General features: G+C 60.9%; 19 protein-coding genes. 11 read left to right on the top strand and 8 right to left on the bottom strand.

The features are described 5' to 3' along the window. Positions 1-75 precede the first annotated feature (75 nt). Together ACU680_RS01110 and ACU680_RS01105 are read left to right on the top strand one after the other, a co-directional pair. Positions 76-657, top strand: a complete 582-nt coding sequence (locus ACU680_RS01110; protein ID WP_007964478.1) for a PadR family transcriptional regulator — start codon at positions 76-78, stop codon at positions 655-657. After that, positions 654-1,442, top strand: coding sequence for a siderophore-interacting protein (locus ACU680_RS01105; RefSeq protein ID WP_007964475.1), 789 nt, complete (start codon positions 654-656; stop codon positions 1,440-1,442). Before ACU680_RS01110 ends, ACU680_RS01105 begins: the two co-directional genes overlap by 4 nt. A 172-nt stretch (positions 1,443-1,614) precedes the next feature. On the opposite strand, the gene ACU680_RS01100 is transcribed toward ACU680_RS01105, so the two are convergent. Both ACU680_RS01100 and ACU680_RS01095 read right to left on the bottom strand, forming a co-directional pair. Continuing rightward, a complete protein-coding gene (locus tag ACU680_RS01100; RefSeq protein WP_448178426.1) occupies positions 1,615-2,253 on the bottom strand; it encodes a Pr6Pr family membrane protein in 639 nt (212 codons plus the stop codon). 1 nt (position 2,254) lies between these two features. Then, a complete protein-coding gene (locus ACU680_RS01095) occupies positions 2,255-2,485 on the bottom strand; it encodes a VF530 family protein (RefSeq protein ID WP_003227831.1) in 231 nt (76 codons plus the stop codon). A gap of 300 nt (positions 2,486-2,785) precedes the next feature. On the opposite strand from ACU680_RS01095, the gene ACU680_RS01090 reads away from it, so the two are divergent. The 8 genes from ACU680_RS01090 (at position 2,786) to cmoB (ending at position 14,408) form a co-directional block, all read left to right on the top strand. Further along, positions 2,786-4,147 carry a carbohydrate porin gene (locus ACU680_RS01090; protein ID WP_367085616.1) on the top strand — a complete coding sequence of 454 codons (1,362 nt, stop codon included), beginning with the start codon at positions 2,786-2,788 and terminating at the stop codon, positions 4,145-4,147. 223 nt (positions 4,148-4,370) lie between these two features. Next, a complete protein-coding gene (locus ACU680_RS01085) occupies positions 4,371-6,782 on the top strand; it encodes a glucose/quinate/shikimate family membrane-bound PQQ-dependent dehydrogenase (RefSeq protein WP_448178425.1) in 2,412 nt (803 codons plus the stop codon). Positions 6,783-7,288: 506 nt separating this feature from the next. Next, positions 7,289-7,654 carry a DUF6124 family protein gene (locus ACU680_RS01080; RefSeq protein WP_367085618.1) on the top strand — a complete coding sequence of 122 codons (366 nt, stop codon included), beginning with the start codon at positions 7,289-7,291 and terminating at the stop codon, positions 7,652-7,654. Positions 7,655-8,804: 1,150 nt separating this feature from the next. Further along, entirely contained in the window at positions 8,805-11,222 is a 2,418-nt protein-coding gene (gene lon / locus ACU680_RS01075; RefSeq protein WP_448178424.1) for an endopeptidase La, read from the top strand. 215 nt (positions 11,223-11,437) lie between these two features. Next, entirely contained in the window at positions 11,438-11,830 is a 393-nt protein-coding gene (locus ACU680_RS01070) for a protease inhibitor I42 family protein (RefSeq protein WP_115984378.1), read from the top strand. Between the two features lie 2 nt (positions 11,831-11,832). Further along, positions 11,833-12,468, top strand: a complete 636-nt coding sequence (locus tag ACU680_RS01065) for a lysoplasmalogenase (protein WP_448178423.1) — start codon at positions 11,833-11,835, stop codon at positions 12,466-12,468. Positions 12,469-12,747: 279 nt separating this feature from the next. Beyond that, positions 12,748-13,455 carry a carboxy-S-adenosyl-L-methionine synthase CmoA gene (cmoA, locus tag ACU680_RS01060; RefSeq protein ID WP_448178711.1) on the top strand — a complete coding sequence of 236 codons (708 nt, stop codon included), beginning with the start codon at positions 12,748-12,750 and terminating at the stop codon, positions 13,453-13,455. Then, the gene (gene cmoB / locus ACU680_RS01055; RefSeq protein ID WP_448178422.1) at positions 13,452-14,408 is read left to right on the top strand and encodes a tRNA 5-methoxyuridine(34)/uridine 5-oxyacetic acid(34) synthase CmoB; all 957 of its coding nucleotides are present in this window, start codon (positions 13,452-13,454) and stop codon (positions 14,406-14,408) included. Before cmoA ends, cmoB begins: the two co-directional genes overlap by 4 nt. A 134-nt stretch (positions 14,409-14,542) precedes the next feature. On the opposite strand, the gene tadA is transcribed toward cmoB, so the two are convergent. Continuing rightward, on the bottom strand, positions 14,543-15,040 hold the full coding sequence (gene tadA, locus ACU680_RS01050; protein ID WP_448178421.1) for a tRNA adenosine(34) deaminase TadA: 498 nt from the start codon (positions 15,038-15,040) through the stop codon (positions 14,543-14,545). Further along, the gene (locus ACU680_RS01045) at positions 15,040-16,416 is read right to left on the bottom strand and encodes a multicopper oxidase family protein (protein WP_448178420.1); all 1,377 of its coding nucleotides are present in this window, start codon (positions 16,414-16,416) and stop codon (positions 15,040-15,042) included. Before ACU680_RS01045 ends, tadA begins: the two co-directional genes overlap by 1 nt. Before the next feature lie 226 nt (positions 16,417-16,642). On the opposite strand from ACU680_RS01045, the gene ACU680_RS01040 reads away from it, so the two are divergent. Continuing rightward, entirely contained in the window at positions 16,643-21,274 is a 4,632-nt protein-coding gene (locus ACU680_RS01040) for a membrane-targeted effector domain-containing toxin (RefSeq protein ID WP_448178419.1), read from the top strand. Positions 21,275-21,356: 82 nt separating this feature from the next. On the opposite strand, the gene guaA is transcribed toward ACU680_RS01040, so the two are convergent. The 4 genes from guaA to ACU680_RS01020 all read right to left on the bottom strand — a co-directional run bounded on the left by guaA (position 21,357) and on the right by ACU680_RS01020 (position 26,176). After that, entirely contained in the window at positions 21,357-22,934 is a 1,578-nt protein-coding gene (gene guaA / locus ACU680_RS01035; RefSeq protein WP_047599311.1) for a glutamine-hydrolyzing GMP synthase, read from the bottom strand. 99 nt (positions 22,935-23,033) lie between these two features. Continuing rightward, the gene (gene guaB / locus ACU680_RS01030) at positions 23,034-24,503 is read right to left on the bottom strand and encodes an IMP dehydrogenase (RefSeq protein WP_123588548.1); all 1,470 of its coding nucleotides are present in this window, start codon (positions 24,501-24,503) and stop codon (positions 23,034-23,036) included. A gap of 207 nt (positions 24,504-24,710) precedes the next feature. Next, the gene (locus ACU680_RS01025) at positions 24,711-25,259 is read right to left on the bottom strand and encodes a sugar ABC transporter ATPase (RefSeq protein WP_007964454.1); all 549 of its coding nucleotides are present in this window, start codon (positions 25,257-25,259) and stop codon (positions 24,711-24,713) included. Between the two features lie 143 nt (positions 25,260-25,402). Next, positions 25,403-26,176 carry a sulfite exporter TauE/SafE family protein gene (locus ACU680_RS01020; protein WP_448178418.1) on the bottom strand — a complete coding sequence of 258 codons (774 nt, stop codon included), beginning with the start codon at positions 26,174-26,176 and terminating at the stop codon, positions 25,403-25,405. Positions 26,177-26,225: the final 49 nt, after the last annotated feature.

Genomic DNA, 26,225 nt, shown 5'->3' with positions numbered 1-26,225 from the left:
CGTTGGTCAGGACACCTTGCCAGCGCGTAAAGATATATCTTAAGTTGTATCTAAACACGACGAGAGAGCAGGACAATGAGAGACCATCATTCCCCCCATCATCACCGCGAACACGGCGACGGCCGTGACGGCTTCGAAAAACGCCCCGGCCGTGAACGCGGCGGACGCGGCCCACGAGTCTTCGCCCCCGGTGATCTGAAATTGTTGCTGCTGGCGCTGATCGCCGAGCAGCCGTGCCACGGCTATGACCTGATCCGCCAGATCGAAGGCATGTTCGACGGCGCCTACAGCCCAAGCCCCGGCGTGATCTACCCGACCCTGACCTTCCTTGAAGAAAGCGACCTGATCAGCGGCGACGCCGAGGCCGGCAAAAAACGCTACAGCGTGACGGATGCCGGTCGTTTGTCTTTGAGTGAGCAAGCGGTCGCACTGGACGGCGTGCGCATGCGCATTGACGTCAGCAAACGTTCGTTGCGCGGCCATGACCGGCCGCCGGAAATCCACGAGGCGGTGCACAACCTGCGCCACGCTTTGCAAATGCACCACGGGCGCTGGAGCCCGGAAGAAATCCTGCGTGTGCGTGACCTGCTCAACGACACCGCCAAAGCCATCGTCGACGGCCCTGCCGTTCAAACTGCCCAGGAGAAAGCCGAATGACTGCAGTCGATACCCAAACCATTCACCGCGTGATGCACGAAATCAAACGCCGCAAACTCGAAGTGCTGCGCGTGGTCGACCTGACCCCGCGCATGCGCCGCATCACCCTCGGCGGGCCGCAGCTGGCAGGCTTCATCAGCCTGGGCACCGACGATCACGTGAAACTGCTGTTCCCGCAGAACGCCGAACAGGCTGCAGCGCTGGAAACCCTGGTGCTCGGTGCCGGCAAGGACAACGGCCCGCTGCCCGAGATGCGCGACTACACCCCGCGCCGTTATGACCTGGACACACTCGAGCTGGACATCGACTTCGTTCTGCACGGCGACGGCCCTGCCTCGACCTGGGCCGAACAGGCGAAGCCCGGGCAATTTCTGCACATCGGTGGGCCACGCGGTTCGATGATCGTGCCGGATATCTTCGACAGCTACCTGCTGATCGGCGACGAAACCGCCCTGCCCGCCATCGCCCGCCGCCTCGAAGGCCTGGCGGCCAATCGCAGAGCACTGGTGGTGATCGAAGTGGAAAACGGTGCCGAACAGCAAGTGCTGGACAGTGCGGCGCAGGTCAACGTGATCTGGGTACTGCGCGAGGGCGGCAAGGACAACCTGCTGACCACCGTCAAACAGTTGCAGGTGCCCAAGGGCAATCTGTATGCATGGGTGGCGACCGAAACAAAGGTCTCGCGGCAGATCCGCCGGGTGCTGATTGATGAGCATGGGCTGGATGAACAGCTCATCAAGGCCGTCGGTTATTGGCGGGCTGAGGGCACATCCGAAGAAGAGTGACGTCACTTCACTGTGAAGATGAACACCTCAGTGGCGAGGGAGCTTGCTCCCGCTCGGCTGCGAAGCAGTCGCAAAACCTGTGAACGCGATTTGCCTGACGCAACTTGCAGTCCGGGTTCAGGGTTGCTTCGCACCCCAGCGGGAGCAAGCTCCCTCGCCACAGGGTTACGCCCTATTTTTCCGCCCCACGCCAACGGTCGATCCCGATCACCAGCAACCCAATCACCACAAACCCCACCAATATCCCCCCGGCATTGATGAACACCTGTGCATAACCGAGCAGCGCCACATCAATGAACGGGTACGCATACGCGCCAAGCAGATGCCCGCGCAGCAAGGCGTAGATGAAGTACACCAGTGGATAAATCAGCCACAGCGGCAAATGCCACAGGCGTAACGTACCTTTAGGCACGCAGCACCACCAATAGCCGAGAAACAGCAGCGGCATCACATCGTGCAGTAACTCATCGGCAATAAACTGCCAGCCTTCGGGGTGCCACAAATGCCGCAGCAAAATGCTGTAAGCCAACCCCACCACGGCAATACTCACCGCCACCCCGCTGCTGACCCACGGCTGCACAAACCAGCGCTGCGCAGCGGATTCACGCCGTGTGACCGCGCAGGTCAGCACCGTCGCCACCAGCGTGTTGGTCAACACCGTGAAGTAACTGAAGAAGCTCACCAGCCCGCCCAGCAGGCTGGCGTCGACACTCAGCCGCGCAAGGAAAATCAGGTACAGCTGGATACTCAGCCCGGCCCAGCCGAGGGTGGCGATGAGTGTGAGCAGGCGTCGCCGGGCAACGGCGTTCATCTCAGAGCGGACGCTTGGTGCGCATCAGTTTCACGTACAAACGCTCGACCTTCTCCCGCGCCCACGGGGTTTTGCGCAGGAAGGTCAGGCTCGACTTGATGCTCGGGTCGCTCTTGAAGCAGCGGATATCGATGCGCTCGGCCAACCCTGACCACTCGTAATGCGCCACCAGCGCATTGAGGATCTGTTCGAGGGTTACGCCATGCAGCGGATCGGGAGTGTGGTCGTTCATGCCAGGCCTTTGGACGGAGGGAAAATGCACAAGCCGCGCACCTTAGCCGAGGGGCCGGTCAGGTGGAAGGCCTTGCATCAAATGTAGGCCAACCCGAGAAGATCGCAGCCTGCAGCCATCGCCACAATGCGCCCGTTTGCCGCACTGTTACCGAATCAGAAATGCTGCATGTCTGCAAAAGCCCTTTGTCTTTTTGTTACAGATCATTATCCTGCCGCCCTTCAGCTGAATCGCTTCACTGCCTGCGTCAAATTGAAGCGCTCGGTTTACCCCCGTAAAACACCAAAAAAAGACTGACCCATGCCCGATTTTTCCTTCTCCCGAGACAGCGCTATCTCAGCCCTGCGCCTGATCGGCGGCTGCACCGCGCTCGGCTTCGCCACCTACGCCCAGGCGGCCCCCGCCTTCGACAGCGACTCACCGTGGATGCTCGGTGACTGGAACGGCACGCGTACCGAACTCGCGGAAAAAGGCTACAACTTCAAACTCGATTACACCGGCGAAATGGGCAGCAACCTGCACGGCGGCTATGACCACGATCGCACCGCGCGCTACAGCGATCAGTTCGGTCTGGGCACGCACCTGGACCTGCAAAAAATCCTCGGCTGGGACGATGCCGAATTTCAGCTGACCATCACCAAGCGCAGCGGCAATAACATCAGCAACGACCGGATCAACGATCCGCGCGTGGGCGGCTTCACCTCGGCCCAGGAAGTCTGGGGCCGTGGCCAGACCACGCGCCTGACGCAGATGTGGTACCAGCAGAAATTCTTCGACCAGAAGCTCGACATCAAGGTCGGCCGCTTCGGTGAAGGCGAAGACTTCAACAGCTTCCCCTGCGACTTCCAGAACCTGGCGTTTTGCGGCTCGCAGGTCGGCAACTGGGTCGGCGGCATCTGGTACAACTGGCCGGTCAGCCAGTGGGCACTTCGAGTCAAATATCACCTGACCGCAGAGCTGTACGCGCAGGTCGGTGCCTACGAGCAGAACCCGTCGAACCTCGATCGCGGCAACGGCTTCAAGCTCAGCGGCAGCGGAACCCAGGGTGCGGTGCTGCCGGTGGAGCTGGTGTGGACGCCAAAACTCAACGGCCTGCCGGGCGAGTACCGCGCCGGTTACTACTACAGCAGCGCCAAGGCCTCCGACGTCTATAAAGACCAGAACGGCCAACCGGCAGCCCTCAGCGGCGAAGCCTATCGCAGCGCGTCGAGCAAGCACGGCGTATGGCTCGGAGTGCAACAGCAGATCACCAGCATGGCGAGCGACAACTCCCGTGGTCTGAGCGTGTTCGCCAACGGCACCATGCACGACAAGAAAACCAACGCGGTCGACAACTACGTGCAGGCCGGCATCACCTACAAAGGCCCGTTCGATGCGCGCGCCAAGGATGACATCGGTTTCGCCCTCGCCCGCGTGCACGTCAACCCGGCGTATCGCAAAAACGCCGAAGCGAGCAATCAGGCCCACGCAGTCTATGACTACGACGACCCGTCCTTCCTGCCGCCGCAGGACACCGAATACAGCGCCGAACTGTATTACGGCGTGCACCTGACCAACTGGCTGACCGTGCGCCCGAACCTGCAATACATCCGCCATCCGGGTGGCGTGAACGACGTCGACGACGCACTGATCGCGGGGATCAAGATCCAGTCGTCGTTCTAAAGCACACCGAATAAACCTGTGGGAGCTGGCTTGCCAGCGATGCGATTTCACATTCGACATTATCGTCGGCTGACACTCCGCCATCGCTGGCAAGCCAGCTCCCACAGGGGAACTCATGAAATTCGTTAGCTAGACAAGTTTTTATCTGAACCATACCCGCGCCCAATCGTCATCTAGAGTGACTAAAGCGCGGGACTAAATAAACGTCACGGAGAATCACACTATGAGCACCGAAAGTGCTTCGAGTCGGGGCCGTCTGCTACCGAGCCTGCTCGGCATTCTGCTTCTACTGATGGGCCTGGCCATGTTGGCCGGGGGAGTCAAGCTGAGCATGCTCGGCGGCTCGCTGTACTACCTGCTGGCCGGTATCGGCATTGCGCTGAGCGGCATTCTGTTGCTGCTGCGTCGTCGTGCGGCGCTGGGCCTGTACGCCATCGTGCTGTTCGCCAGCACGGTCTGGGCCCTGTGGGAAGTCGGTCTGGACTGGTGGCAACTGGTGCCGCGACTGGCGCTGTGGTTCGTTCTCGGCATCGTGATGTTGCTGCCGTGGTTCCGTCGTCCACTGCTGCTCAATGGCCCGGCGCCGATGGGCACTGGCGGTCTGAGTGTGGCCGTGGTCCTGGCCGGCGTCACTGCCCTGGCCAGCCTGTTCACCCACCCGGGCGAAACCTTTGGCGAACTGGGCCGCGACACCGCGGACATGACCAGCACCGCGCCAGCCATGCCTGACGGCGACTGGCAGGCCTATGGCCGCACCGAGTTCGGTGACCGCTACTCGCCGCTGAAGCAGATCACCCCGGCCAACGTCGGCAAGCTGCAAGAAGCCTGGCGCATCCAGACCGGCGACCTGCCGACCGCCGATGACCCGGTAGAGCTGACCAACGAAAACACCCCGCTCAAAGCCAACGGCATGCTCTATGCCTGCACCGCGCACAGCAAAGTGCTGGCGCTGGACCCGGACACCGGCAAGGAACTGTGGCGCTTCGACCCGCAGATCAAGAGCCCGGTGGGCTTCAAGGGCTTCGCCCACATGACCTGCCGTGGCGTGTCGTACTACGACGAAGCCGCTTACGCCAAGTCTGAAAACGCTGCGTCCGCTGTCATCTCCGAAGCCGGCAAAGCCGTTGCCCAGGCCTGCCCGCGTCGCCTGTACCTGCCAACCGCCGATGCGCGCCTGATCGCTCTGAATGCCGACACCGGCAAGATCTGCGAAGGCTTCGGCAAAAACGGCGTGGTCGACCTGACCCAAGGCATCGGCCCGTTCACCGCCGGTGGCTACTACTCCACCTCGCCAGCGGCGATTACCCGTGATCTGGTGATCATGGGCGGTCACGTCACCGACAACGAGTCGACCAACGAGCCATCGGGCGTGATCCGCGCGTTTGACGTGCGCGACGGCCACCTCGTATGGAACTGGGACAGCGACAAGCCGGACGCCACCGAGCCATTGGCCCCGGGCGAAATCTACAGCCGCAACTCGGCCAACATGTGGTCGCTGGCCAGCGTCGACGAAAAACTCGGCATGGTTTATCTGCCTTTGGGCAACCAGACTCCAGACCAGTGGGGCGCTGACCGCACCCCAGGCGCCGAGAAATTCAGCGCCGGCATCGTCGCCCTCGACCTGGCCACCGGTAAAGTGCGCTGGAACTACCAGTTCACCCACCACGACCTGTGGGACATGGACGTTGGCAGCCAGCCAACCCTGCTCGACATGAAAACCGCCGACGGCGTGAAACCGGCGCTGATCGCCCCGACCAAACAGGGCAGCCTGTACGTCCTCGACCGTCGTGACGGCACGCCGATCATCCCGATCAAGGAAATCCCGGTACCGCAAGGCGCCGTGAAAGGCGACCACACCGCACCGACCCAGGCCCGTTCGGACCTCAACCTGCTGGCCCCGGAACTGACCGAAAAAGCCATGTGGGGCGCCAGCCCGTTCGACCAGATGCTGTGCCGCATCCAGTTCAAGGAACTGCGCTACGAAGGCCAATACACGCCTCCGTCGGAACAGGGCAGCCTGATCTACCCGGGTAATGTCGGCGTGTTCAACTGGGGCGGCGTCTCGGTCGACCCGGTTCGCCAGATGCTGTTCACCAGCCCGAACTACATGGCCTTCGTCTCGAAAATGGTGCCACGCGCAGAAGTCGCCGCCGGCAGCAAACGCGAAAGCGAAACCGCTGGCGTGCAACCGAACACCGGCGCGCCCTACGCGGTGATCATGCACCCGTTCATGTCGCCACTCGGCGTACCGTGCCAGGCCCCGGCCTGGGGCTACGTCGCCGGTATCGACCTGACCACCGGCAAAGTCGTGTGGAAACGCAAAAACGGCACCAGCCGCGACAGCTCGCCGATCCCGATCGGCTTCACCCTGGGCGTGCCAAGCATGGGCGGCTCGATGGTCACTGCGGGCGGCGTCGGCTTCCTCAGCGGCACCCTCGACCAGTACCTGCGCGCCTACGACGTGAACACCGGTAAAGAACTGTGGAAATCGCGTCTGCCTGCCGGCGGTCAAGCGACGCCAATGACCTACACCGGCAAGGACGGCAAGCAATACGTGCTGCTGGTTGTGGGTGGTCACGGCTCGCTGGGCACCAAGATGGGTGACTACGTGATTGCGTACAAACTGCCGGAATAAGTTTTAGCGGCGGTAAAGGAAAGGCGATGTTCCGTGAGGGGCATCGCCTTTTTTGTGCCCGCCAATGTGGAATTCACCCCAAACACTGTAGGAGTGAGCCTGCTCGCGATAGCGGTATTTCAGTCAATACTTCCGGTGACTGATTTACCGCTATCGCGAGCAGGCTCACTCCTACAAAGGAAGGTGTTCCTCCTACAGAAGCGCGTTGTGAGCGGGAGATTTCCGACAGGATGCGGCGGTTGTGCCTCGGAAGTCGGGTGGATAGGCTCTGGTGGTCGCTGCAAATTCAGCGGCCGGGCGTCGCGGCCTGATAACTGATGCATAATCGCCAACCTGACAGCACCTCGGATGCCTGTTGGTTGTGTCATGGCGGCTGTGCGCGGGATACCTTCTTTGGAGGTATGCCGATTCCTCAGTTATCGGTCCGCGAACCCGCGTACAGCTGCCACCTCAGATTGCGTCGCGGCAATTGAAGACAGCTCCACTTCACCAACTGAGCATTCACCATGATCAAACCCACACCAAATCCCCCCGAAACCTCCCCCTACGAATCCCTCGATTCAAAAAAACTCCACGACGCCGCCGAGCGTGCGCTGGATCACTACCTGAAACCCTCTGCTGCCGCGGTGAGATTCCACAAACCCAGCAGCATGTTCCAGGTCGCCCCCGACATGGACAACGAAAGCCTGCTGGCTCACGCCTGCGAATCACTGGCCTCGGCGAGCATCATGACCAGCGATATCGCTGCGTATGTGGACAGCCCGCAGCGTCAGACGATACTGGCGATCCAGCAGATCATCATGCTGGCTGAGCTGGCGGTGAATCGGGTGCTCGATAATGTGGAAATCACCCAATCTGCAGCGCACAGCTGACCCTTGCTGGACCGGGTTTGCTCGCGAAGCCAAGCCATTACACGATGTAACTGTGTAGGAGCTGCCGAAGGCTGCGATCTTTTGACGTTGAAGATCAAAAGATCGCAGCCTGCGGCAGCTCCTACAGTGGGAATGGGTGCAGGCAGTTGGAGATCGGTCGGCTGTCAGGCCGCCATCGCTGGCAAGCCAGCTCCCACAAAAAAGCAAAAGCAAAAGTAAGATCAAAAGATCGCAGCCTGCGGCAGCTCCTACAGTGGGAATGGGTGCAGGCAGTTGGAGATCGGTCGGCTGTCAGGCCGCCATCGCTGGCAAGCCAGCTCCCACAAAAAAGCAAAAGCAAAAGTAAGATCAAAAGATCGCAGCCTGCGGCAGCTCCTACAGTGGGATTGGGTGCAGGCAGTTGGAGATCGGTCGGCTGTCAGGCCGCCATCGCTGGCAAGCCAGCTCCCACAAAAGAGCAAAAGCAAAAATAAGATCAAAAGATCGCAGCCTGCGACAGCTCCTACAGTGGGAATGGGTACAGGCAGTTGGAGATCGGTCGGCTGTCAGGCCGCCATCGCTGGCAAGCCAGCGCCCACAAAAAATAAGATCAAAAGATCGCAGCCTGCGGCAGCTCCTACAGGAAGATAAGTACAACCCGCACGCGGCGCATGCCGCCCCACTCCAGGATGAGCGTTAGCTCGGCTGCAGCTCTTGATCTTGCTCTTGATCCACGGGCGACGTCGGAAGGCTGAGCGGAGGGATTGATCCGGGGGTGGGAGCGCAGCGACCGTTTGGCGCAGCCAAACACAGCGAGAGGAGGTGCAGCGAAGCAAACCGGAGGCGCTGCCCCACGGATCAGTCCCGGAGCGAAGGAACCCCGAGCCCCAGCGAGCGGGCCGAACGCAGGAGCAAGCCTTTTTTTGCTTACTTTTTTGAGGCGTTTGTCAAAAAAGTGAGTCGCCGTCAGGGCGAAACCCTAAGCAGCCGTTACCGAAAAAACGGATATGTACACAAAAAAACCAAGAACCTGGTCGGCCCAAAGGCCGCCAAGCCCAAAAGCGTGACGCCTGTCAAAACCCTGAACACCCAAGCAGAAACACCGCCCCCCATTGAAACCACCCAAAGCCTGCCCCATCTAAGACCCATACCCCATTGCGCAGGTGCCCCAATGAGCGACCAGCAAGAATTCCCAGACAACCCCGACGACTACACCGAAGCTGACCACATCGAACACCACTCCACCGGCAAAGGCCTCGCCCTGCCCGGCCAGAACCTGCCGGACAAGGTCTACGTCATCCCGATCCACAACCGCCCGTTCTTCCCGGCCCAAGTGCTGCCGGTCATCGTCAACGAAGAACCCTGGGCCGAAACCCTCGATCTGGTCAGCAAATCCGAACACCACTCCCTGGCCCTGTTCTTCATGGACACGCCCCAGGAAGACCCGCGCCACTTCAACACCAAAGCCCTGCCGGAATACGGCACGCTGGTGAAGGTGCACCACGCCAGCCGCGAAAACGGCAAACTGCAATTTGTCGCCCAAGGCCTGAGCCGCGTGCGCATCAAGACCTGGCTCAAACACCACCGTCCACCGTACCTGGTGGAAGTCGAATACCCGCACCAGCCGACCGAGCCGACCGACGAGGTCAAGGCCTACGGTATGGCGCTGATCAACGCGATCAAGGAACTGCTGCCGCTCAACCCGCTGTACAGCGAAGAGCTGAAGAACTACCTCAACCGCTTCAGCCCCAACGATCCGTCGCCGCTGACCGACTTCGCCGCCGCCCTCACTTCGGCGACAGGTAATGAGCTGCAGGAAGTGCTCGACTGCGTGCCGATGCTCAAACGCATGGAAAAAGTCCTGCCGATGCTGCGCAAGGAAGTCGAAGTCGCGCGCCTGCAGAAAGAGATCTCCGCCGAGGTCAACCGCAAGATCGGCGAGCATCAGCGCGAGTTCTTCCTCAAGGAACAACTCAAGGTGATCCAGCAGGAACTCGGCCTGACCAAGGACGACCGTAGCGCCGACCTCGAACAGTTCGAACAGCGCCTGGAAGGCAAGGTCCTGCCGGCGCAGGTGCAAAAGCGCCTTGAAGAAGAAATGAACAAGCTGTCGATCCTCGAAACCGGCTCGCCAGAATACGCGGTCACCCGCAACTACCTCGACTGGGCGACCTCGGTGCCGTGGGGCGTGTACGGCGAGGACAAACTCGACCTCAAGCACGCGCGCAAAGTGCTCGACAAACATCACGCCGGCCTCGACGACATCAAGGATCGCATCCTCGAATTCCTCGCGGTCGGTGCCTACAAAGGCGAAATCAGCGGTTCGATCGTGCTGCTGGTCGGCCCGCCGGGCGTGGGTAAAACCAGCGTCGGCAAATCCATCGCCGAATCCCTCGGCCGCCCGTTCTACCGCTTCAGCCTCGGTGGCATGCGCGACGAAGCCGAGATCAAGGGCCACCGCCGCACCTACATCGGCGCGCAGCCGGGCAAACTGGTGCAGGCGCTGAAAGACGTCGAAGTGATGAACCCGGTGATCATGCTCGACGAGATCGACAAGATGGGCCAGAGCTACCAGGGCGACCCGGCCTCGGCGCTGCTGGAAACCCTCGACCCGGAACAGAACGTCGAATTCCTCGACCACTACCTCGACCTGCGCATGGACCTGTCGAAAGTCCTGTTCGTGTGCACCGCCAACACCCTGGATTCGATTCCCGGGCCGTTGCTTGACCGGATGGAAGTGATTCGCCTGTCGGGCTATATCACCGAAGAAAAAGTCGCCATCGCCAAGCGTCACCTGTGGCCGAAACTGCTGGAAAAGGCTGGCGTGTCCAAGGGCAGCCTGAGCATCAGCGACAGCGCGCTCAAAGCCTTGATCGACGGTTACGCCCGTGAAGCCGGGGTGCGCCAGCTGGAAAAACAGATGGGCAAACTGGTGCGCAAAGCGGTGATGAAGCTGATCGACGACCCGAAAGCGGTGATCAAGCTTGGCCCGAAAGACCTCGAAGCCTCGCTGGGTCATCCGGTGTTCCGCAACGAACAAGTGCTGTCCGGCACCGGCGTGATCACCGGTCTGGCCTGGACCAGCATGGGCGGTGCGACCCTGCCAATCGAAGCGACGCGGATTCACACGCTCAACCGCGGTTTCAAACTCACCGGGCAACTGGGCGACGTGATGAAAGAATCGGCGGAGATCGCCTACAGCTACGTCAGCTCGCACCTCAAACAGTTCGGTGGCGATGCGAAATTCTTCGACGAAGCCTTCGTTCACCTGCACGTGCCGGAAGGCGCGACACCGAAAGACGGCCCGAGCGCCGGCGTGACCATGGCCAGCGCCCTGCTCTCCCTCGCCCGCAACCAGCCGCCGAAAAAAGGCGTGGCAATGACCGGCGAACTGACCCTGACCGGGCATGTACTGCCGATCGGCGGGGTGCGCGAGAAGGTAATCGCGGCGCGGCGGCAGAAGATCTTTGAGTTGATTCTGCCGGAACCGAACCGGGGTAACTTCGAGGAACTGCCGGATTACTTGAAGGAAGGGATTACCGTGCACTTTGCCAAGCGCTTTGCGGATGTGGCTAAGGTGCTGTTCTGACAGAGCTTTAGCGCCAGATCTACCGCTATCGCTGGCAAGCCAGCTCCCACAGTGTTCGATGTGTTCACAAATCCTGTGTTCACCACAATCCCTGTGGGAGCTGGCTTGCCAGCGATGGCGTCAGTGCTGACAACACTGGACTGCCCGACTGTCACACTTTGTCTCATCTTCAGTTATGCTCGCCGTTCGTCGCCAACGCCGGAGCCACTGAGCCTATGTCCCCCACTCGCCTGTTTGTCCCACTCGCCCTCTCTTTGCTGGCCGCCTGCGCCACGCAGCCAAAACAGAACGTGACCGTGGAAAACCAGAGCGAATGCCCCGTGCAGTTGACCAACGGACAAAACCTGATCGTCATGCTGCCGAGCAACCCCACCACCGGCTACCGCTGGGCCATTCAGGATTCGGCCGGCGGCGTGCTGCATGCCCTCAGCCCCGAGGTCTACAGCAGCCCGAAAGATTCGGGCATGGTCGGTGCGGGCGGTTTCTCCACCTGGCGCTTTCAGGCCTTCGCCACCGGCACCGGGCGCCTGCGCCTGACCTCGCAGCAACCTTGGGAACCGGAAGTCGAGCCGGCAGAAACCTTCGACTGCGCCATTTCGGTGAACTGATCGTGGGCTGGCTGATTCTGGCGCTGATGGGCGCGGTGACCTTTCTCTATGGCGTGAGCACCCATGCGGCGCTGCTGTGCCTGTTGGTCAAACCGTTGCCGGTGCTGGCACTGCTCGGCTGGCTGCACGACGCGCCACCCAGCGACTATCGACGCTGGATCAGTCTGGGGCTGATTTTCTCTGTGCTCGGTGATGTGTTGCTGGCGTGGCCGGGTGATTTGTTTGTGTTTGGCCTCGGTGCGTTTCTGGTCGCGCATCTGGCGTACCTCAAGGCTTATCTCAGCGATTGCAAACGGCTGGCGCTTTTGCCGCTGGTGCTTGCGCTTGGCGTTGGCGCGGTGCTGCTGGGGTTGCTGATTTCCAGCGGTCTGGGGCCGTTGCTGGTGCCGGTGGTGGTCTATGGCACGGCGATCAGCGCGATGCTCTGGCGCGCCCTCGCTCGCCTCGGCACTGACGTGCCAAAGCGCTCGGCGTTGCTGGCGGCGGCGGGGGCGCTGGCGTTCGTGTTCTCCGACAGTGTGATTGGCATCGACCGCTTTGTGTCGCCGTTTCACGCCGCGCCGTACGTGATCATCCTCAGTTACTGGCTCGGACAGTGGGGGATCACGGCCTCCGCGTTCTCCAAAAAACCCCACTAACCCCTGTGGCGAGGGAGCTTGCTCCCGCTGGGTTGCGAAGCGACCCCAAAATCGCCACACGAGATACTTCAGGTATATCCGGTAATCAGGTTTTGCGACTGCTGCGCAGCCGAGCGGGAGCAAGCTCCCTCGCCACAGGTGTGTGCTTAAGGCTTGCTTGCGGCGCTTTATCAGACAACCCAAGCATCCCAGCTCCAGTTTGGCTAAAATGCCGGCCTTTTCATCGACACCGCCGGAACCGCCGTGAGCAAAGAACCCGATCGCATTTTCGCCCAGCCGATGGCCCAGGTGCCTGACTTCGCCTTCAACGAGGACGTGGTGCGGGTGTTCCCGGACATGATCAAGCGCTCGGTGCCGGGTTATCCGACCATCGTCGAAAACCTCGGCGTGCTGGCGGCGCAGTTCGCACAACCGAACAGCGTGCTGTACGACCTCGGTGCTTCGCTCGGCGCCGTGACTCAGGCCTTGCGCCGTCACGTGCGGACCGACGGTTGCCGGGTGATCGCGGTGGATAACTCGGCGGCGATGGTCGAACGCTGCCGTGAATACCTCAATGGTCAGGATTCGATGTTCCAGGAGTTACTGCCGGTCGAAGTGATCGAAGGCGACATTCTCGCGCTCGAGTTCAAACCGGCCTCGGTGGTGGCGCTGAACTTCACCCTGCAATTCATCGCCCCCGAGCAGCGCACTGCGTTGCTCTCGCGTATCCGCCAGTCGCTGCTGCCCGGCGGCGCGCTGATTCTGTCGGAGAAGCTGCGCTTTAACGATGCCGAAGAACACGCGCTGCTCACTGATCTACACGTCGCGTTCAAACGCGCCAACGGCTACAGCGAACTGGAAATCGCCCAGAAGCGCAGCGCCATCGAAAACGTCATGAAGCCCGACAGCCTCGAAGAACACCGCAAACGCCTGCTGGCCGCCGGGTTCTCGAAAGTCGTGCCGTGGTTCCAGTGTCTTAACTTTGCCTCGTTGATTGCCTTGCCATGATTGATCTATCCCCCCTCGCCCGCCGTCTGGCCGGCACCCCGCTGGCCGATTGGGCCAACACCCTGCAAGTGCAACTCGACAAGAAAATGGAGAAAGGTCACGGCGATCTGGAGCGCTGGCAGAGTGCGCTGGACGCGCTACCGAAACTTGAGCCAACTGAAGTCGATCTGCTCAACGGCCTGAAACTCGACACCGAATGCGACGACGAAACCCGCGCGCAAATGCGCACCGCGCTGATGGGCCTGTCGCCGTGGCGCAAAGGGCCGTTCGACCTGTTCGGCGTGCACGTCGACACCGAATGGCGCTCGGACTGGAAGTGGTCACGGGTGGCCCCGCATCTGGATCTGAAAGGCAAACGCATCCTCGATGTCGGTTGCGGCAACGGTTACTACATGTGGCGCATGCTCGGCGCCGGTGCCGACAGCGTGATCGGCGTCGATCCGAACTGGCTGTTCTTCTGCCAGTTCCAGGCCGTGCAGCGTTATCTGTCCGAGCCGAATGCCTGGCACCTGCCATTCCCGTTCGAAGACCTGCCGCCGAACCTCGAAGGCTTCGACACAGTGTTTTCGATGGGTGTGTTCTACCACCGGCGTTCGCCGATCGAGCATTTGCTGGCGCTGAAGGATTGCCTGGTCAAGGGCGGCGAACTGGTGCTGGAAACGCTGGTGGTTGAAGGCGACAAGCATCAAGTGCTGGTACCGGAAGATCGCTACGCGCAGATGCGCAACGTGTGGTTCCTGCCATCGGTGCCGGCGCTGGAATTATGGCTGCGCCGCGCCGGGTTCACCGATGTGAAGTGTGTGGACGTCAGCACCACCACCGTTGAAGAACAGCGTGGTACCGAGTGGATGAAGTATCAATCGTTGAGCGACTTCCTTGATCCCGAGGATCACAGCAAGACTATCGAAGGGCTGCCGGCGCCGATGCGGGCGGTCATCGTCGCGAAGAAGTAACGATCCCTTCCAGACACTGCAAAAAACTGTGGGAGCTGGCTTGCCAGCGATAACGGTGGATCAGTCGACATCAATGCTTGATGTGCCGACGCCATCGCTGGCAAGCCAGCTCCCACAGGGTTTGATGTCGTTCTTCAGTCTGCCGGTTTCGCGCGCCGCGCCCTGAAGAATTCGGTCAGCACTGCTCCACATTCTTCGGCCAGTACCCCGCCCTCATACAACACCCGGTGATTCAAAAAGCCCTGGGTAAAGAACTGTCCCTGACTCTGCACAATCCCGGCCTTCGGCTCCAGCGCGCCATACACCACACGGGCAATCCGCGAATGCACGATCAGCCCGGCGCACATGCTGCACGGCTCCAGCGTCACGTACAGCGTGCTGCCCGGCAGGCGATAGTTATTGATGGCCTGAGCGGCAGCGCGGATCGCGACCATTTCCGCGTGGGCACTCGGGTCGCTGGTGGTGATCGGGCAGTTGAAGCCGCGACCAACAATCTCGCCGTCCTGCACCAGCACCGCGCCGACGGGCACTTCGCCCAGCGCCGCGCCCTGCCCGGCAAGGGCCAGGGCTTCGCGCATGAAATCGCGGTCACGACTACGGTCGATGATCGCGGCGGGGCGAATCTGGCGCATCACTTCACCTCGATGGCGGCCATCAGGCCGGTTTCCATGTGGTCGATCACATGGCAATGGAACATCCACACCCCCGGGTTATCCGCCACCAGCGCCACTTGCGCACGCTCGTTCTTGCCCAGCAGATACGTGTCGGTGAAGTACGGCGTGATCTTGTGCCGGTTCGACGCAATCACCTTGAAGCTCATGCCGTGCAGGTGAATCGGGTGCTGGTACTGGGTCATGTTCTTCAGTTCGAAGATGTAGCTCTGGCCCAGCTTCAGGCTGGCAATCGGCCGATCGGCGCAGGTCTTGTCGGTGATGTCCCAGGCCTTGCCATTGATCTGCCACAGGCTCGGCGGCTTGCCGTTGTCGACGTTGACCGACACCGAACCGACCCATTCGAAATTGAAGTTGAGTTTCTCGGCATTCGCCAGATCCGGCTCGGCCACCGGGTTGGCGGGCAAGGCTTTCGGCCACTCGGTCGGTGCATCGTTATTGGCCACCGAGCGCAGAGTCCCCAGGCGTACCGGGCCGTTGCGCAGCGACAATTCTTCACCGGCCGGTGGCGCCTTGATCGCCAGGCAGATACGCATGCCCGGCCCCAGCCAGTATTCCTTGCCCAAGGGGCGCGGCTCGACCGGGTTGCCGTCCAGCGCATAGATCTGCGCTTCGACGCCGGGGATGTTGATGCGATACGTCAGGGTGTTGTCGAGGTTGAGCAAACGCACCCGGGAGATCTGCCCCGCCGGCAACTCGATCACCGGCGATGGCACGCCGTTGATGGTCGACAGCCGCCCCGCCGTGCCGCCACGTGCCGCTTCGCGAGGAATGCTGAACTCGACGAAATTGCCCTCGTCGTCGATGTGCCAGTTCTTCAGGCTCAAGGTCTTTTCGTACTTGAAACCAGTGGGTTCGCGCTCTTCGACGATCAACGGCCCGACCAGCCCGCGCCCCAGCTCTTCGCTGCTGCTGACATGCGGGTGATACCAGTAGCTGCCGGCGTCCGGCACGCGGAATTTGTAATCGAAGTATTCACCGGGCAGCACCGGCAATTGCGAGACGTACGGCACGCCGTCCATCTCCAGCGGCAGACGGATGCCGTGCCAGTGAATGGTGGTCGCCACCGGCAGATGGTTGATGAAGCGCACCCGCAGCCATTCGCCCTGACGCACCCGCAACTCCGTGCCCGGCGCCGACGGGCCGAACGCCCAGGCTTCGGTCTTGTGTCCCGGCACCAGCTCGACGTCCAGTGGCGCCGCGATCAGCTCGTAGTCGTGGCCCGCGTCAGCATCGGCCATCTTGCCCAGCCAGTAGCGCGACGCGCCTCCCGCTCCGACTCCAACGACAACAAGACCGGCCAGGCCACCGAGGATTTGGCGACGGGTAAAGGACATGAACTCAACTACCTCACGTATCTGCTTCGGGCACCGGGCCCGCAAAAGGCAAATACGATACACCTGCAATTGCGAAACAGTAAGGGCAGCGCGGCGGATGGACGCAGTTGCGCCTCGCGCGTACACGATTTCGACTGCTCAGGTGACATAACTATGTAGTGCACATGCATTGAACAGCCGGGCCATCCTGTGCCACCCGTTTCTCAAGGACAGAGAGCCCAAACACATGCCCAACCCGATGCCCAACGCCGCCGACAAGGCCGCGCTCAAGGCGATTGCCGCCACCGTCATCCAGACCTGCCCGAGCCTGCAGGACGCCGCTCGACAGGCCGCCAGCGACTTGCTGATCAAATACCAGGTCCACGGCCTCGACCCGGATCACGTGTATTTCCACCGCTTCGACGCCTCGCAAAGCAGTTCGAAAGCCTTCACCGGCTGGGAGCATGTGCACGCCACGCCCACTTCAAGCATGACCCTGACCCAGTTGGTGATTCACCGCTTCCGCGTCGCCGATCAGGACAACGCCGACCTGCTCGACGTCTATGGCGGTTTCTACACTGCCGGTCCCGATGCCCGCACCTTCGATGAACGCAATGAAGTGCGCCTGCACGGCAACGACGTGCTCAAGGACTTCTGGAGCATCGATTTCAGCGCCCTGTACGACGCTCAACTGAACGCATTCTGGAACACCAGCGGCAGCGACTTTCGTACCCTGGCCAAGTGCAACTTTCTGATCAAAGCACTGCAGGCGCGGGACAAACGCCAATTGAGTGACGAGGACTTCCTGTTCGTCACGCAAGCGGTGATCGGCCCGCTGACCTGGCCAGTCAGCCTGTCAACGCTGCAGGCTCGACATGCTTGCACGAGCAGCGTACGCACGCTGGACCTTGCCGGTTACGCCGCGATCAACGTCCTGCGTTTCGTCGCGCCCAAGGGTCGGCAGATTCTTTACCTGCCCGGTGAAACCGATGCCTTTCAAGTAGTGGAAACCGTCACCGACCTGCACTTCTGGATCCTGCAGCGGATGAACACACCCGCCGCGCGCGAGACATTCCTTGCGCATTTCTCGCTGGCCGACCGGCAGCAGATCAACGCCAACCTTGGTGACCTGATGAATCGCCTGGTGGCGACATGGGGCCGCTACGATCACTCGCTGATCAATCAGGACAACCGCGCGGTCAGCGGTGACGCCTTCACCTGGCTGAGTGATTCGACCCGCGCGGCGATGTTTGCCGAGGCCAGCCTGTCCCTGACCTCCAACGGTGACCTGCGCAAGCAGCTGTGGATCGGCTACCTCAGCGCTGGGGTCAAGGTGTTCGGGCCAATGGCGGTGGTCGGCTGGCCAATCGCATTGCCGGTGATCGGCGCCAGCATTGCCAACATGGGGCTGAACATCGATCAGGCGGTCAATGGCAAAACCGCCGCCGAGCGCAAGGCCGGGATTCTCGGCGCAGTCCTCAGCGGCATCGACATGCTGTTCAACCTGTTGGTACTCAAAGGCCCCGGATCGCTGGAGGAAGTTGGCCCGCAGATTGATGCTGCCGAAGCGACAGAGATGGCTGACCTGATTGAAAGTCAGCCGAAAAATCCGCAGCCGGTGACGCCGCAATCAGTACCCCTGCCCGATTCGCCCGCGACTCCCCACCCGGGCATACCGGAGTCGTTCAGGATCAACCGGGTCCTGGGTGATGACACGCTGATCAACGATCCCGGAAAATTCCGTGGTATCCACAGACTGGCGTCCAATCCGTCGTCCGCGATCGTGCTCGACGACAATGCCTACTACGTACGCTTCGAACAAAACATCAACGGTCGTGGCACGTGGGCAATCATCGATCCGACCCGGCCCGAGGCATTTTCAGGTTCGATTCCCGTCCGGATGAACGCCGAAGGAAACTGGGAAGTTGCGCCCAGACCGGGGCTTCGCGGCGGTAGTGATGCGCCCATGATCGCGGGTGCAGGCGCAGTCAGTGAACCCGCAGTCGAACAGTGGGCGCAGACACCCGGCATCCATGTGCCTGGACTCGATGATCCGGCGATGCGCGCCTGGGCGCTCGGCGGCCCGGATCTGCAAGGCCAGTTCCGTCGGGCCTGGACGCTGGGAGGCATCGACATGCACAGTGTGATCCGACCCGAAACCGAAGCAGGCAATGCACTCATGCCGACTGCACATGAGGTCATCTCGTTAAGCGAGTTCGATCTGGCGCAGGAGCAACCGCGTGCGACGCTGATCAGCGATGCCACTGCCTGGTACGAACTGCATCCGCCTGTTCCACGCCCGCCGCTCACGACGCCGGCTCCCGTCGCCAGCCCGAGCGAGCTGCTCGAGTCCGCGCTGTCGGAAAAACCCGGGCTGGTCATCGGCGAAAGCCGGGGCAGTATCGGCAGCAAGAAACTGCTCATCGAAGACATGCCCAATCTTGCCCGCAACGGTGTGAAGACCCTGTATCTGCAAGAACTGCTGGCCAACGTCAATCAACTGGATCTGGATGCTTTCGCCCGCACCGGGGAAATGTCCGAAGAACTGCAAAACTATCTGAGCCGAATCGACTTCAGGGCCGGCAATGATCCGGATGGCAAATTCAATCTCATGGCCTTGATCAAAGCCGCCAACGCCCAACGTATTCGGATTCAGGCGATCGACCTGTCGAGCACATACAACATCAACAAAGACTCAATGCAGCCCGTGCCCAACAGTCAGATGGCGCGCAGCTTTTTCGCCAGCGAGGTCATCCGCTTTCATCAGGAACTCAATGGTCCGGGCAAATGGGTGGCGCTGGTCAATCAGGAAAACATGAGCGCCTTCCGCGGCTATCAAGGCATCAGCGAGCAGACCGACGCCTTGAGCGTGCGTGTCGACGATGTGGCGCCCGGGCAGGCCCGGAGTATCGGCTCCGACCCTGGACTGGCGGTGGAGTACGCCGACTACCCCGACTCTCCGGTCGAAGAGTTGGCTGGCGGCCTCAGTGACCCCGACAGCATTCAGAACCTGATCAAAGGCGATTGGCGGGTGCAAGTGGAAACGCCTTGGGCGTACCGCCCCCCACAGGACCTGCGAGCACTGCTGCCGGAACCGGGGATGTTCACGTTTCAGCGCTACCGCAGCAGCCTGCTGGTGGTCTACCGAAATGCCGAGCGCCACATGGCCGACAGCGTGATCAGAATGACCCCTGCTGGCCGATTCAATCTTGACACCCCGCTTGCCCCGGCCCCGGACTCGCTGACTGTGGACTCCCTGGATGAATTGAAACAGGCGCTGATCGAAAGAGGCCTGAAGCCGATGGGCTGGCCGCAAGTCAGCGTTGCCACGCTGCTGGAAGACGCTCCGCGTCCGGTCATTCCGCCAAGCTGGCAGGCCAATGAATTGCTGGACGGGATGACTCCGGTCAGCGAGCCAGGAAAATTCCAGGGTATTTATCTGCTCGATTCGAACCCCTCGACCGCTATCTTGATGGATGACACCGCCTATTACGTACGCTATGAAACCGACATCAATGGCAGCGGACACTGGGCGGTCATCGATCCCGAGCATCCCCACGGTTTTACTCGCTCGATCCCGGTACGCCTGAATCCTCAGGGTGAATGGGAAACCATGCCTCGCGCAGGGCTCAGCGGCGGTGGCAAGCCGTCGGCACTGGCCGGGTCGAGCAGCCGCAGCCCGGTGGCCGCACTGCCCGCTTCGCAATACGACGTACCTGCACCACTCAAGGCGCACCTGGAAGAAGGCGCAGCGGGACTGAATGACGAAGCCCTGCGTGACGTCTATGACAGCCTGAACGAGTTCGATGCCTATCGCGACTTCAAGGCCATTCGCAAGCGCCTGTATCGCGACGCGCTGGATTTTTACAGCACCTTGCGCCTGCCCGAACGTCCTCCCGTGCCAACCCTGGCGGCAGACGCGACAGCCGAAGAGATCATCGGGAAAATCCTTGAACATGCCCGAGGCCTGGTGCTCGGCGAGAGCCACACTGCCATCGGCAGCAAACAATGGCTGATCGAGAACATGCAATTGCTCGCCAGCAAACAGGTGAAGAGCCTGTACATGGAGCACCTGCTGACCGACTTCCACCAAGCCGCGCTGGACGAGTTCTTCCAAACCGGCAGCATGCCGACAAAACTCGAGGCCTATCTCAAGGCGCTCGACGTCGGCAACATGACCGATCCGCTGGAACGCTATACGTTTCTGGAGTTGGTCAAGGAAGCCGGAAAACAGGGGATTCATGTGCAAGCCATCGATTGCATGGCGAGTTACCGGCTCAACGGCATGTACCTGCCTTTGGGCAACGAAACCGCGCGGCAAAAGATGATGAATTATTTCGCCCGCCTGATGATCCGCGCTGACCAGTCCGCACGCGGCGCGCACAAATGGGTGGCGCTGATGGGCAACTCTCACTCCAACACTTTTGAAGGGGTTGCCGGCGTCAGCGAACTGGAGGAGGCAATCGGCATTCGCGTCGAGGACGTCCCCGAAGGGGCTTCGCGGGGCATCGACGTCGATCCGGGGAAAATCCTGCCGTTGGGCGGTACGGCGCATGATCGTTCGGCGCTGGTCAGAGGCGACCTGCGCCTGCAAATCGAAACCCCCTGGACCGCACACACCATGACGGAATTCGAGACCCTGCTGCCTCGCTACGGCATGTACTCCCTCAAGCAGCAACCCAACATGACATTCATTGTGCATCGCAGCCGCACGGGAGAGCTGGTGCGAACCGTCATCGGCACCGAAGGCAAACGTTTCTACATCGAACGTCCCGGCTGGCCTTCGGTGAGCGGTAAACGCTACCCGAGCATGAAAGCGCTGCTGCAGGCACTGGATGATTTGGGTATGCAACTGGGCGGCTGGTCACAACCGCTGTAACGCAAAAACAGAAAAGCCGTGTGAAACGGATTTCACACGGCTTTTCGGTTGCAGCGATCAAGCCTTTACGGCTTGCGTGGGATCACTCCCACTCGATCGTCGCCGGCGGCTTGCTCGACACGTCATAGGTGACGCGGGAGATGCCTTCGATTTCATTGATGATGCGACCGGAAACGGTTTCCAGCAGTTCGTAAGGCAGGTGTGCCCAACGTGCGGTCATGAAGTCGATGGTTTCCACGGCACGCAGGGCCACGACCCAGGCGTAACGACGGCCATCGCCGACCACGCCAACCGATTTCACTGGCTGGAACACCACGAAGGCCTGGCTGACTTTGTGGTACCAGTCGGCCTTGCGCAATTCTTCGATGAAGATGTGGTCGGCACGACGCAGCAGGTCGGCGTATTCCTTCTTCACTTCACCGAGGATGCGTACGCCCAGACCCGGGCCCGGGAACGGGTGACGGTAGACCATGTCGTACGGCAGACCCAGTTCCAGACCCAGACGACGGACTTCGTCCTTGAACAGTTCGCGCAGTGGCTCGACCAGTTTCAGGTTCATCTCTTCCGGCAGGCCGCCCACGTTGTGGTGCGACTTGATCACGTGGGCCTTGCCGCTTTTCGCGCCAGCCGACTCGATCACGTCCGGGTAGATGGTGCCCTGAGCCAGGTACTTGATGTTGTCCAGCTTGCAGGATTCGGCATCGAACACGTCGATGAAGGTACGGCCGATGATCTTGCGCTTCTTCTCCGGGTCGGCTTCGCCGGCCAGGTTGCCCAGGAACTGCTCTTCGGCGTTGGCGCGGATCACCTTGACGCCCATGTTCTCGGCGAACATGGCCATCACTTGCTCGCCTTCGTGCAGACGCAGCAGGCCGTTGTCGACGAAGACGCAGGTCAGCTGATCGCCGATGGCCTTGTGCAGCAGCGCCGCAACCACCGAGGAGTCAACGCCGCCGGACAGACCCAGCAGCACGTTGTCGGTACCGACTTGTGCGCGGATGTTGGCGATGGCGTCTTCCGCGATCTTCGACGGAGTCCACAGCGCTTCACAGCCGCAGATGTCGAGCACGAAGCGCGAGAGGATGCGGCCGCCCTGCTTGGTGTGAGTCACTTCCGGGTGGAACTGCACGCCGTAGTAAGCGCGTTCGTCGTTGAACATGCCGGCGATCGGGCAGCTCGGGGTGCTGGCCAGGATGTGGAAGTCTTCCGGCATTTTGGTGACCTTGTCACCGTGGCTCATCCATACGTCGAGGCCAAACAGGCCGTCGGCGTCGATGTGGTCTTCGATGCCGTCGAGCAGGCGGCTCTTGCCGACCACGTCAACGCGAGCGTAACCGAACTCACGCAGCTCGGAACCTTCAACCTTGCCGCCCAGTTGCTCGGCCATGGTCTGCATGCCGTAGCAGATACCGAAGACCGGCACGCCCAGATCGAAGACTGCCTGTGGGCAGCGCGGGCTGTTGGCTTCGTGCACGGACTCGGGGCCGCCGGCGAGGATGACGCCTTTAGGGGCGAATTCGCGGATCGCCTCTTCGTCCATGTCGAACGGGTGCAGTTCGCAGTACACGCCGATCTCGCGCACGCGGCGGGCAATCAGTTGGGTGTATTGCGAGCCGAAGTCGAGGATCAGGATGCGGTGAGCGTGAATGTCGAGGGCCATGATTCAGTCTCGTCTAAGTAATTCAGAAACAGTCGTGATTCAGAAACAACTCGGGGCTGAATAAAACAGCCCCGGTTGCTTGATGTTTTGCTGGAAGCCTCAACCTACGCGGTAGTTTGGCGCTTCTTTGGTGATCTGCACGTCGTGAACGTGGGATTCGGCCATACCGGCACCGGTGATCCGCACGAACTCAGGCTTGGTACGCATTTCTTCGATGTCGGCGCTGCCGGTGTAACCCATCGAGGAACGCAGACCGCCCATCAATTGGTGGATGATCGCGGTCAGGGTGCCTTTGTACGGCACACGGCCTTCGATACCTTCCGGAACCAGTTTCTCGGCGCCTGCCGAGGAGTCCTGGAAGTAACGGTCGGACGAGCCTTGCGCCTGGGACATGGCGCCCAGCGAACCCATGCCGCGATACGCCTTGTACGAACGGCCCTGGAACAGTTCGATCTCGCCCGGCGCTTCTTCAGTACCGGCGAACATCGAACCCATCATCACGCAAGAGGCACCAGCGACGATGGCCTTGGACAGGTCACCGGAGAAACGGATGCCGCCGTCGGCGATCAACGGCACGCCAGTGCCTTCAAGGGCAGCGGCGACGTTGGCGATGGCACTGATTTGCGGCACGCCGACACCGGCGACGATACGGGTGGTGCAGATCGAGCCAGGGCCGATACCGACCTTGACCGCGTCAGCGCCGGCTTCGGCCAGGGCCTTGGCAGCGGCGCCGGTGGCGATGTTGCCGCCGATCACCTGCACTTCAGGGAAGTTCTCTTTGACCCAGCGAACGCGGTCGATCACGCCCTTGGAGTGACCGTGCGCGGTGTCGACCACCACCACGTCCACACCGGCGTTGACCAGCGCGGCAACGCGGTCACCGGTGTCTTTCCCGGTACCGACGGCAGCGCCAACGCGCAGACGACCTTGATCGTCCTTGCTGGCCAGCGGGTAGGCTTTGGCTTTTTCGATGTCTTTAACGGTCATCATGCCTTTGAGGGCAAACTTGTCGTCAACGATCAGGACTTTTTCCAGGCGGTGCTTGTGCAGCAGCTCGCGGACTTCGTTCTTGTCGGCACCTTCACGCACGGTGACCAGACGCTCTTTAGGCGTCATCACTTCACGTACGGTGGCTTCCAGACGGGTTTCGAAGCGTACGTCACGGGAGGTAACGATGCCGACCAGGTCGCCATCGTGCAGCACCGGAACGCCGGAAATGTTGTGCATGCGGGTCAGTTCGAACAGATCACGCACCGTGGCGTCAGCCTCGATGGTGATCGGATCCTTGACGACGCCGGCTTCGAACTTCTTGACCTTGCGCACTTCGGCAGCTTGCTGCTCGATGGTCATGTTCTTGTGGATAATGCCGATGCCACCTTCCTGAGCCATGGCGATTGCCAGACGGGCTTCAGTAACGGTGTCCATGGCGGCAGAAACCAGAGGAATGTTCAGCTCGATGCCACGGGTAAGGCGGGTCTTGAGACTGACTTCGTTAGGAAGCACCTCGGAATAACCGGGCACTAGGAGAATGTCGTCGAATGTCAGAGCTTCTTGGCTGATACGCAGCATCGCGGGGGCTCCCGAGCGGGAAAATGGAAGCGCGCCATTATAGTCAGACACCCCCTGCTGTTCAATGTAAAACTCAGCCTAATTGATGTACGGGCCCCGCTGCTTTCTGTAGGAGCTGCCGAAGGCTGCGATCTTTTGATCTTGTCTGTAAAAAACAACGGCAAAAGATCGCAGCCTTCGGCAGCTCCTACAGGGCCGAACGCAGGGTCAGAGTTCGACTTTTACCCAGCTGACAGGCTGATCGAGCCAATCGGCGAATTCGTCGATAAAGCTCTGCTTGAACCCGGCTTCCAGCCAGTTGTTGAAGATGAAGCCGAGGTTGGAAAACGCACATTCCTGCAAAAACAGAAAACCGTTGATGTCATCTTCGTGCCCGCATTCCGGACAGGTGAAGTTGTCGGTGCGGCCTGGAAACCAGTCTTCCAAGCTCTCGAACAACGCTTCGCCAACTTCGCGGCGGCATTCGGCGCACCCGGCTTCTTCGAGAAAACCCTTGGCCGGGGTGTAGATGCAGCGCTTGGTGACGATCTCCAGGCCGTTGATGGGTTCACCGAAGGGCAAAGCCTGCGGGTGCAGTACCACGGCGCGCGCGCCATCGGCGATCGCGTACGCCATGCGATTGCCGGTGCGGCCGCAGGTGCTTAGTTCTTCCTTGACGATATTCTTGCGCACCAGCCAGCGCAGGATCGCCCGCGCCCTAGGCTCGTGGACCGGCAGGGTGGAGATTTTCGGGACGATGATGCTTTGCGAATTCATGGAAAGTCCTGCGGTATGGCTTCTGACGCCTTCGCGGGCAAGCCCGCTCCCACAGGGATATGCGTTCCAATGTGGGAGCGGGCTTGCCCGCGAAGGGCCCTAAAGGCCGGCAGCTTAATCCCTGACGAAATCCGGTCAAGTACTCACGCCATACTGATAATGTAGCGCCCGATCAACGCAATCCCGCTCGCCAGCACCAGCCACGTCACCAGCCGCACAAACGCCTCGCGCGACAATCTCATGGTCACCCGCCGCCCGATCCACAGCCCCAGCGCCATGGCCGGCAACAGACACAGCGCCAGCATCAACAAGGGTAGCTCGGCATACACCCCAGCGATGGCGAACAGGCTCAAACGCACCACCGTGCTGCAACTGATCAGCGCACTTTGCGTGGCCCGGGCCGCGTCCTTGGGCAAACGGCTGTTGAGATAGATCGCATATAAGAAGCCGCCACTGCCAAACAGCGCGCCAAACAGCCCGCCTATCGTGCCCATCGGCAGCGCCCATGCGGCAGACAACTGCGTCGGCCGGGTTTTCACCCACAGGCTGTAAATCGCGTAAGCGCTGATGAACAGCCCCATCAACAGCAACAACAGATCGGATTTGAGGTTAAGCAGGAAAATCACCCCCAACGTGCACCCCACCGCCATGCACGGCAGCAGCCGCAACAACTCGGGTTTCGCCACATCCCGGCGCGAGGGCAGCAGATTGCCAAACGCCGCGACGAAATCCAGCAGCACCAGCAACGGCACGATCTTCGAAAGCGGCATGAACAGAATCAGAATCGGCCCCGCGACCAGCGCCGTACCGAATCCGGCAATCCCGAAGACGATATAGGCCAGCGCAACACCGAAGCCGATCACCGCCCAACCGCCAGCGCCCCACGTCCACTCACTCAACAAACCCGCCACACTCATCGATCCGCTTCCTTTATACGCCTGAGATGACTTTAGCCAGTGCCAAGGC

The sequence above is a fragment of the Pseudomonas sp. LF020 genome (assembly GCF_053456425.1).
Note: the sequence above shows the minus strand (reverse complement) of the source record. Positions and strands in the feature narration are given on the sequence as shown.

Coding starts and splice junctions, on each gene's coding strand:
- ACU680_RS01110 (WP_007964478.1), top strand. CDS start 76: ATGAGAGACCATCATTCCCCCCATCATCACCGCGAACACGGCGACGGC.
- ACU680_RS01105 (WP_007964475.1), top strand. CDS start 654: ATGACTGCAGTCGATACCCAAACCATTCACCGCGTGATGCACGAAATC.
- ACU680_RS01100 (WP_448178426.1), bottom strand. CDS start 2,253: ATGAACGCCGTTGCCCGGCGACGCCTGCTCACACTCATCGCCACCCTC.
- ACU680_RS01095 (WP_003227831.1), bottom strand. CDS start 2,485: ATGAACGACCACACTCCCGATCCGCTGCATGGCGTAACCCTCGAACAG.
- ACU680_RS01090 (WP_367085616.1), top strand. CDS start 2,786: ATGCCCGATTTTTCCTTCTCCCGAGACAGCGCTATCTCAGCCCTGCGC.
- ACU680_RS01085 (WP_448178425.1), top strand. CDS start 4,371: ATGAGCACCGAAAGTGCTTCGAGTCGGGGCCGTCTGCTACCGAGCCTG.
- ACU680_RS01080 (WP_367085618.1), top strand. CDS start 7,289: ATGATCAAACCCACACCAAATCCCCCCGAAACCTCCCCCTACGAATCC.
- lon (WP_448178424.1), top strand. CDS start 8,805: ATGAGCGACCAGCAAGAATTCCCAGACAACCCCGACGACTACACCGAA.
- ACU680_RS01070 (WP_115984378.1), top strand. CDS start 11,438: ATGTCCCCCACTCGCCTGTTTGTCCCACTCGCCCTCTCTTTGCTGGCC.
- cmoA (WP_448178711.1), top strand. CDS start 12,748: ATGGCCCAGGTGCCTGACTTCGCCTTCAACGAGGACGTGGTGCGGGTG.
- cmoB (WP_448178422.1), top strand. CDS start 13,452: ATGATTGATCTATCCCCCCTCGCCCGCCGTCTGGCCGGCACCCCGCTG.
- tadA (WP_448178421.1), bottom strand. CDS start 15,040: ATGCGCCAGATTCGCCCCGCCGCGATCATCGACCGTAGTCGTGACCGC.
- ACU680_RS01045 (WP_448178420.1), bottom strand. CDS start 16,416: ATGTCCTTTACCCGTCGCCAAATCCTCGGTGGCCTGGCCGGTCTTGTT.
- ACU680_RS01040 (WP_448178419.1), top strand. CDS start 16,643: ATGCCCAACCCGATGCCCAACGCCGCCGACAAGGCCGCGCTCAAGGCG.
- guaA (WP_047599311.1), bottom strand. CDS start 22,934: ATGGCCCTCGACATTCACGCTCACCGCATCCTGATCCTCGACTTCGGC.
- guaB (WP_123588548.1), bottom strand. CDS start 24,503: ATGCTGCGTATCAGCCAAGAAGCTCTGACATTCGACGACATTCTCCTA.
- ACU680_RS01025 (WP_007964454.1), bottom strand. CDS start 25,259: ATGAATTCGCAAAGCATCATCGTCCCGAAAATCTCCACCCTGCCGGTC.
- ACU680_RS01020 (WP_448178418.1), bottom strand. CDS start 26,176: ATGAGTGTGGCGGGTTTGTTGAGTGAGTGGACGTGGGGCGCTGGCGGT.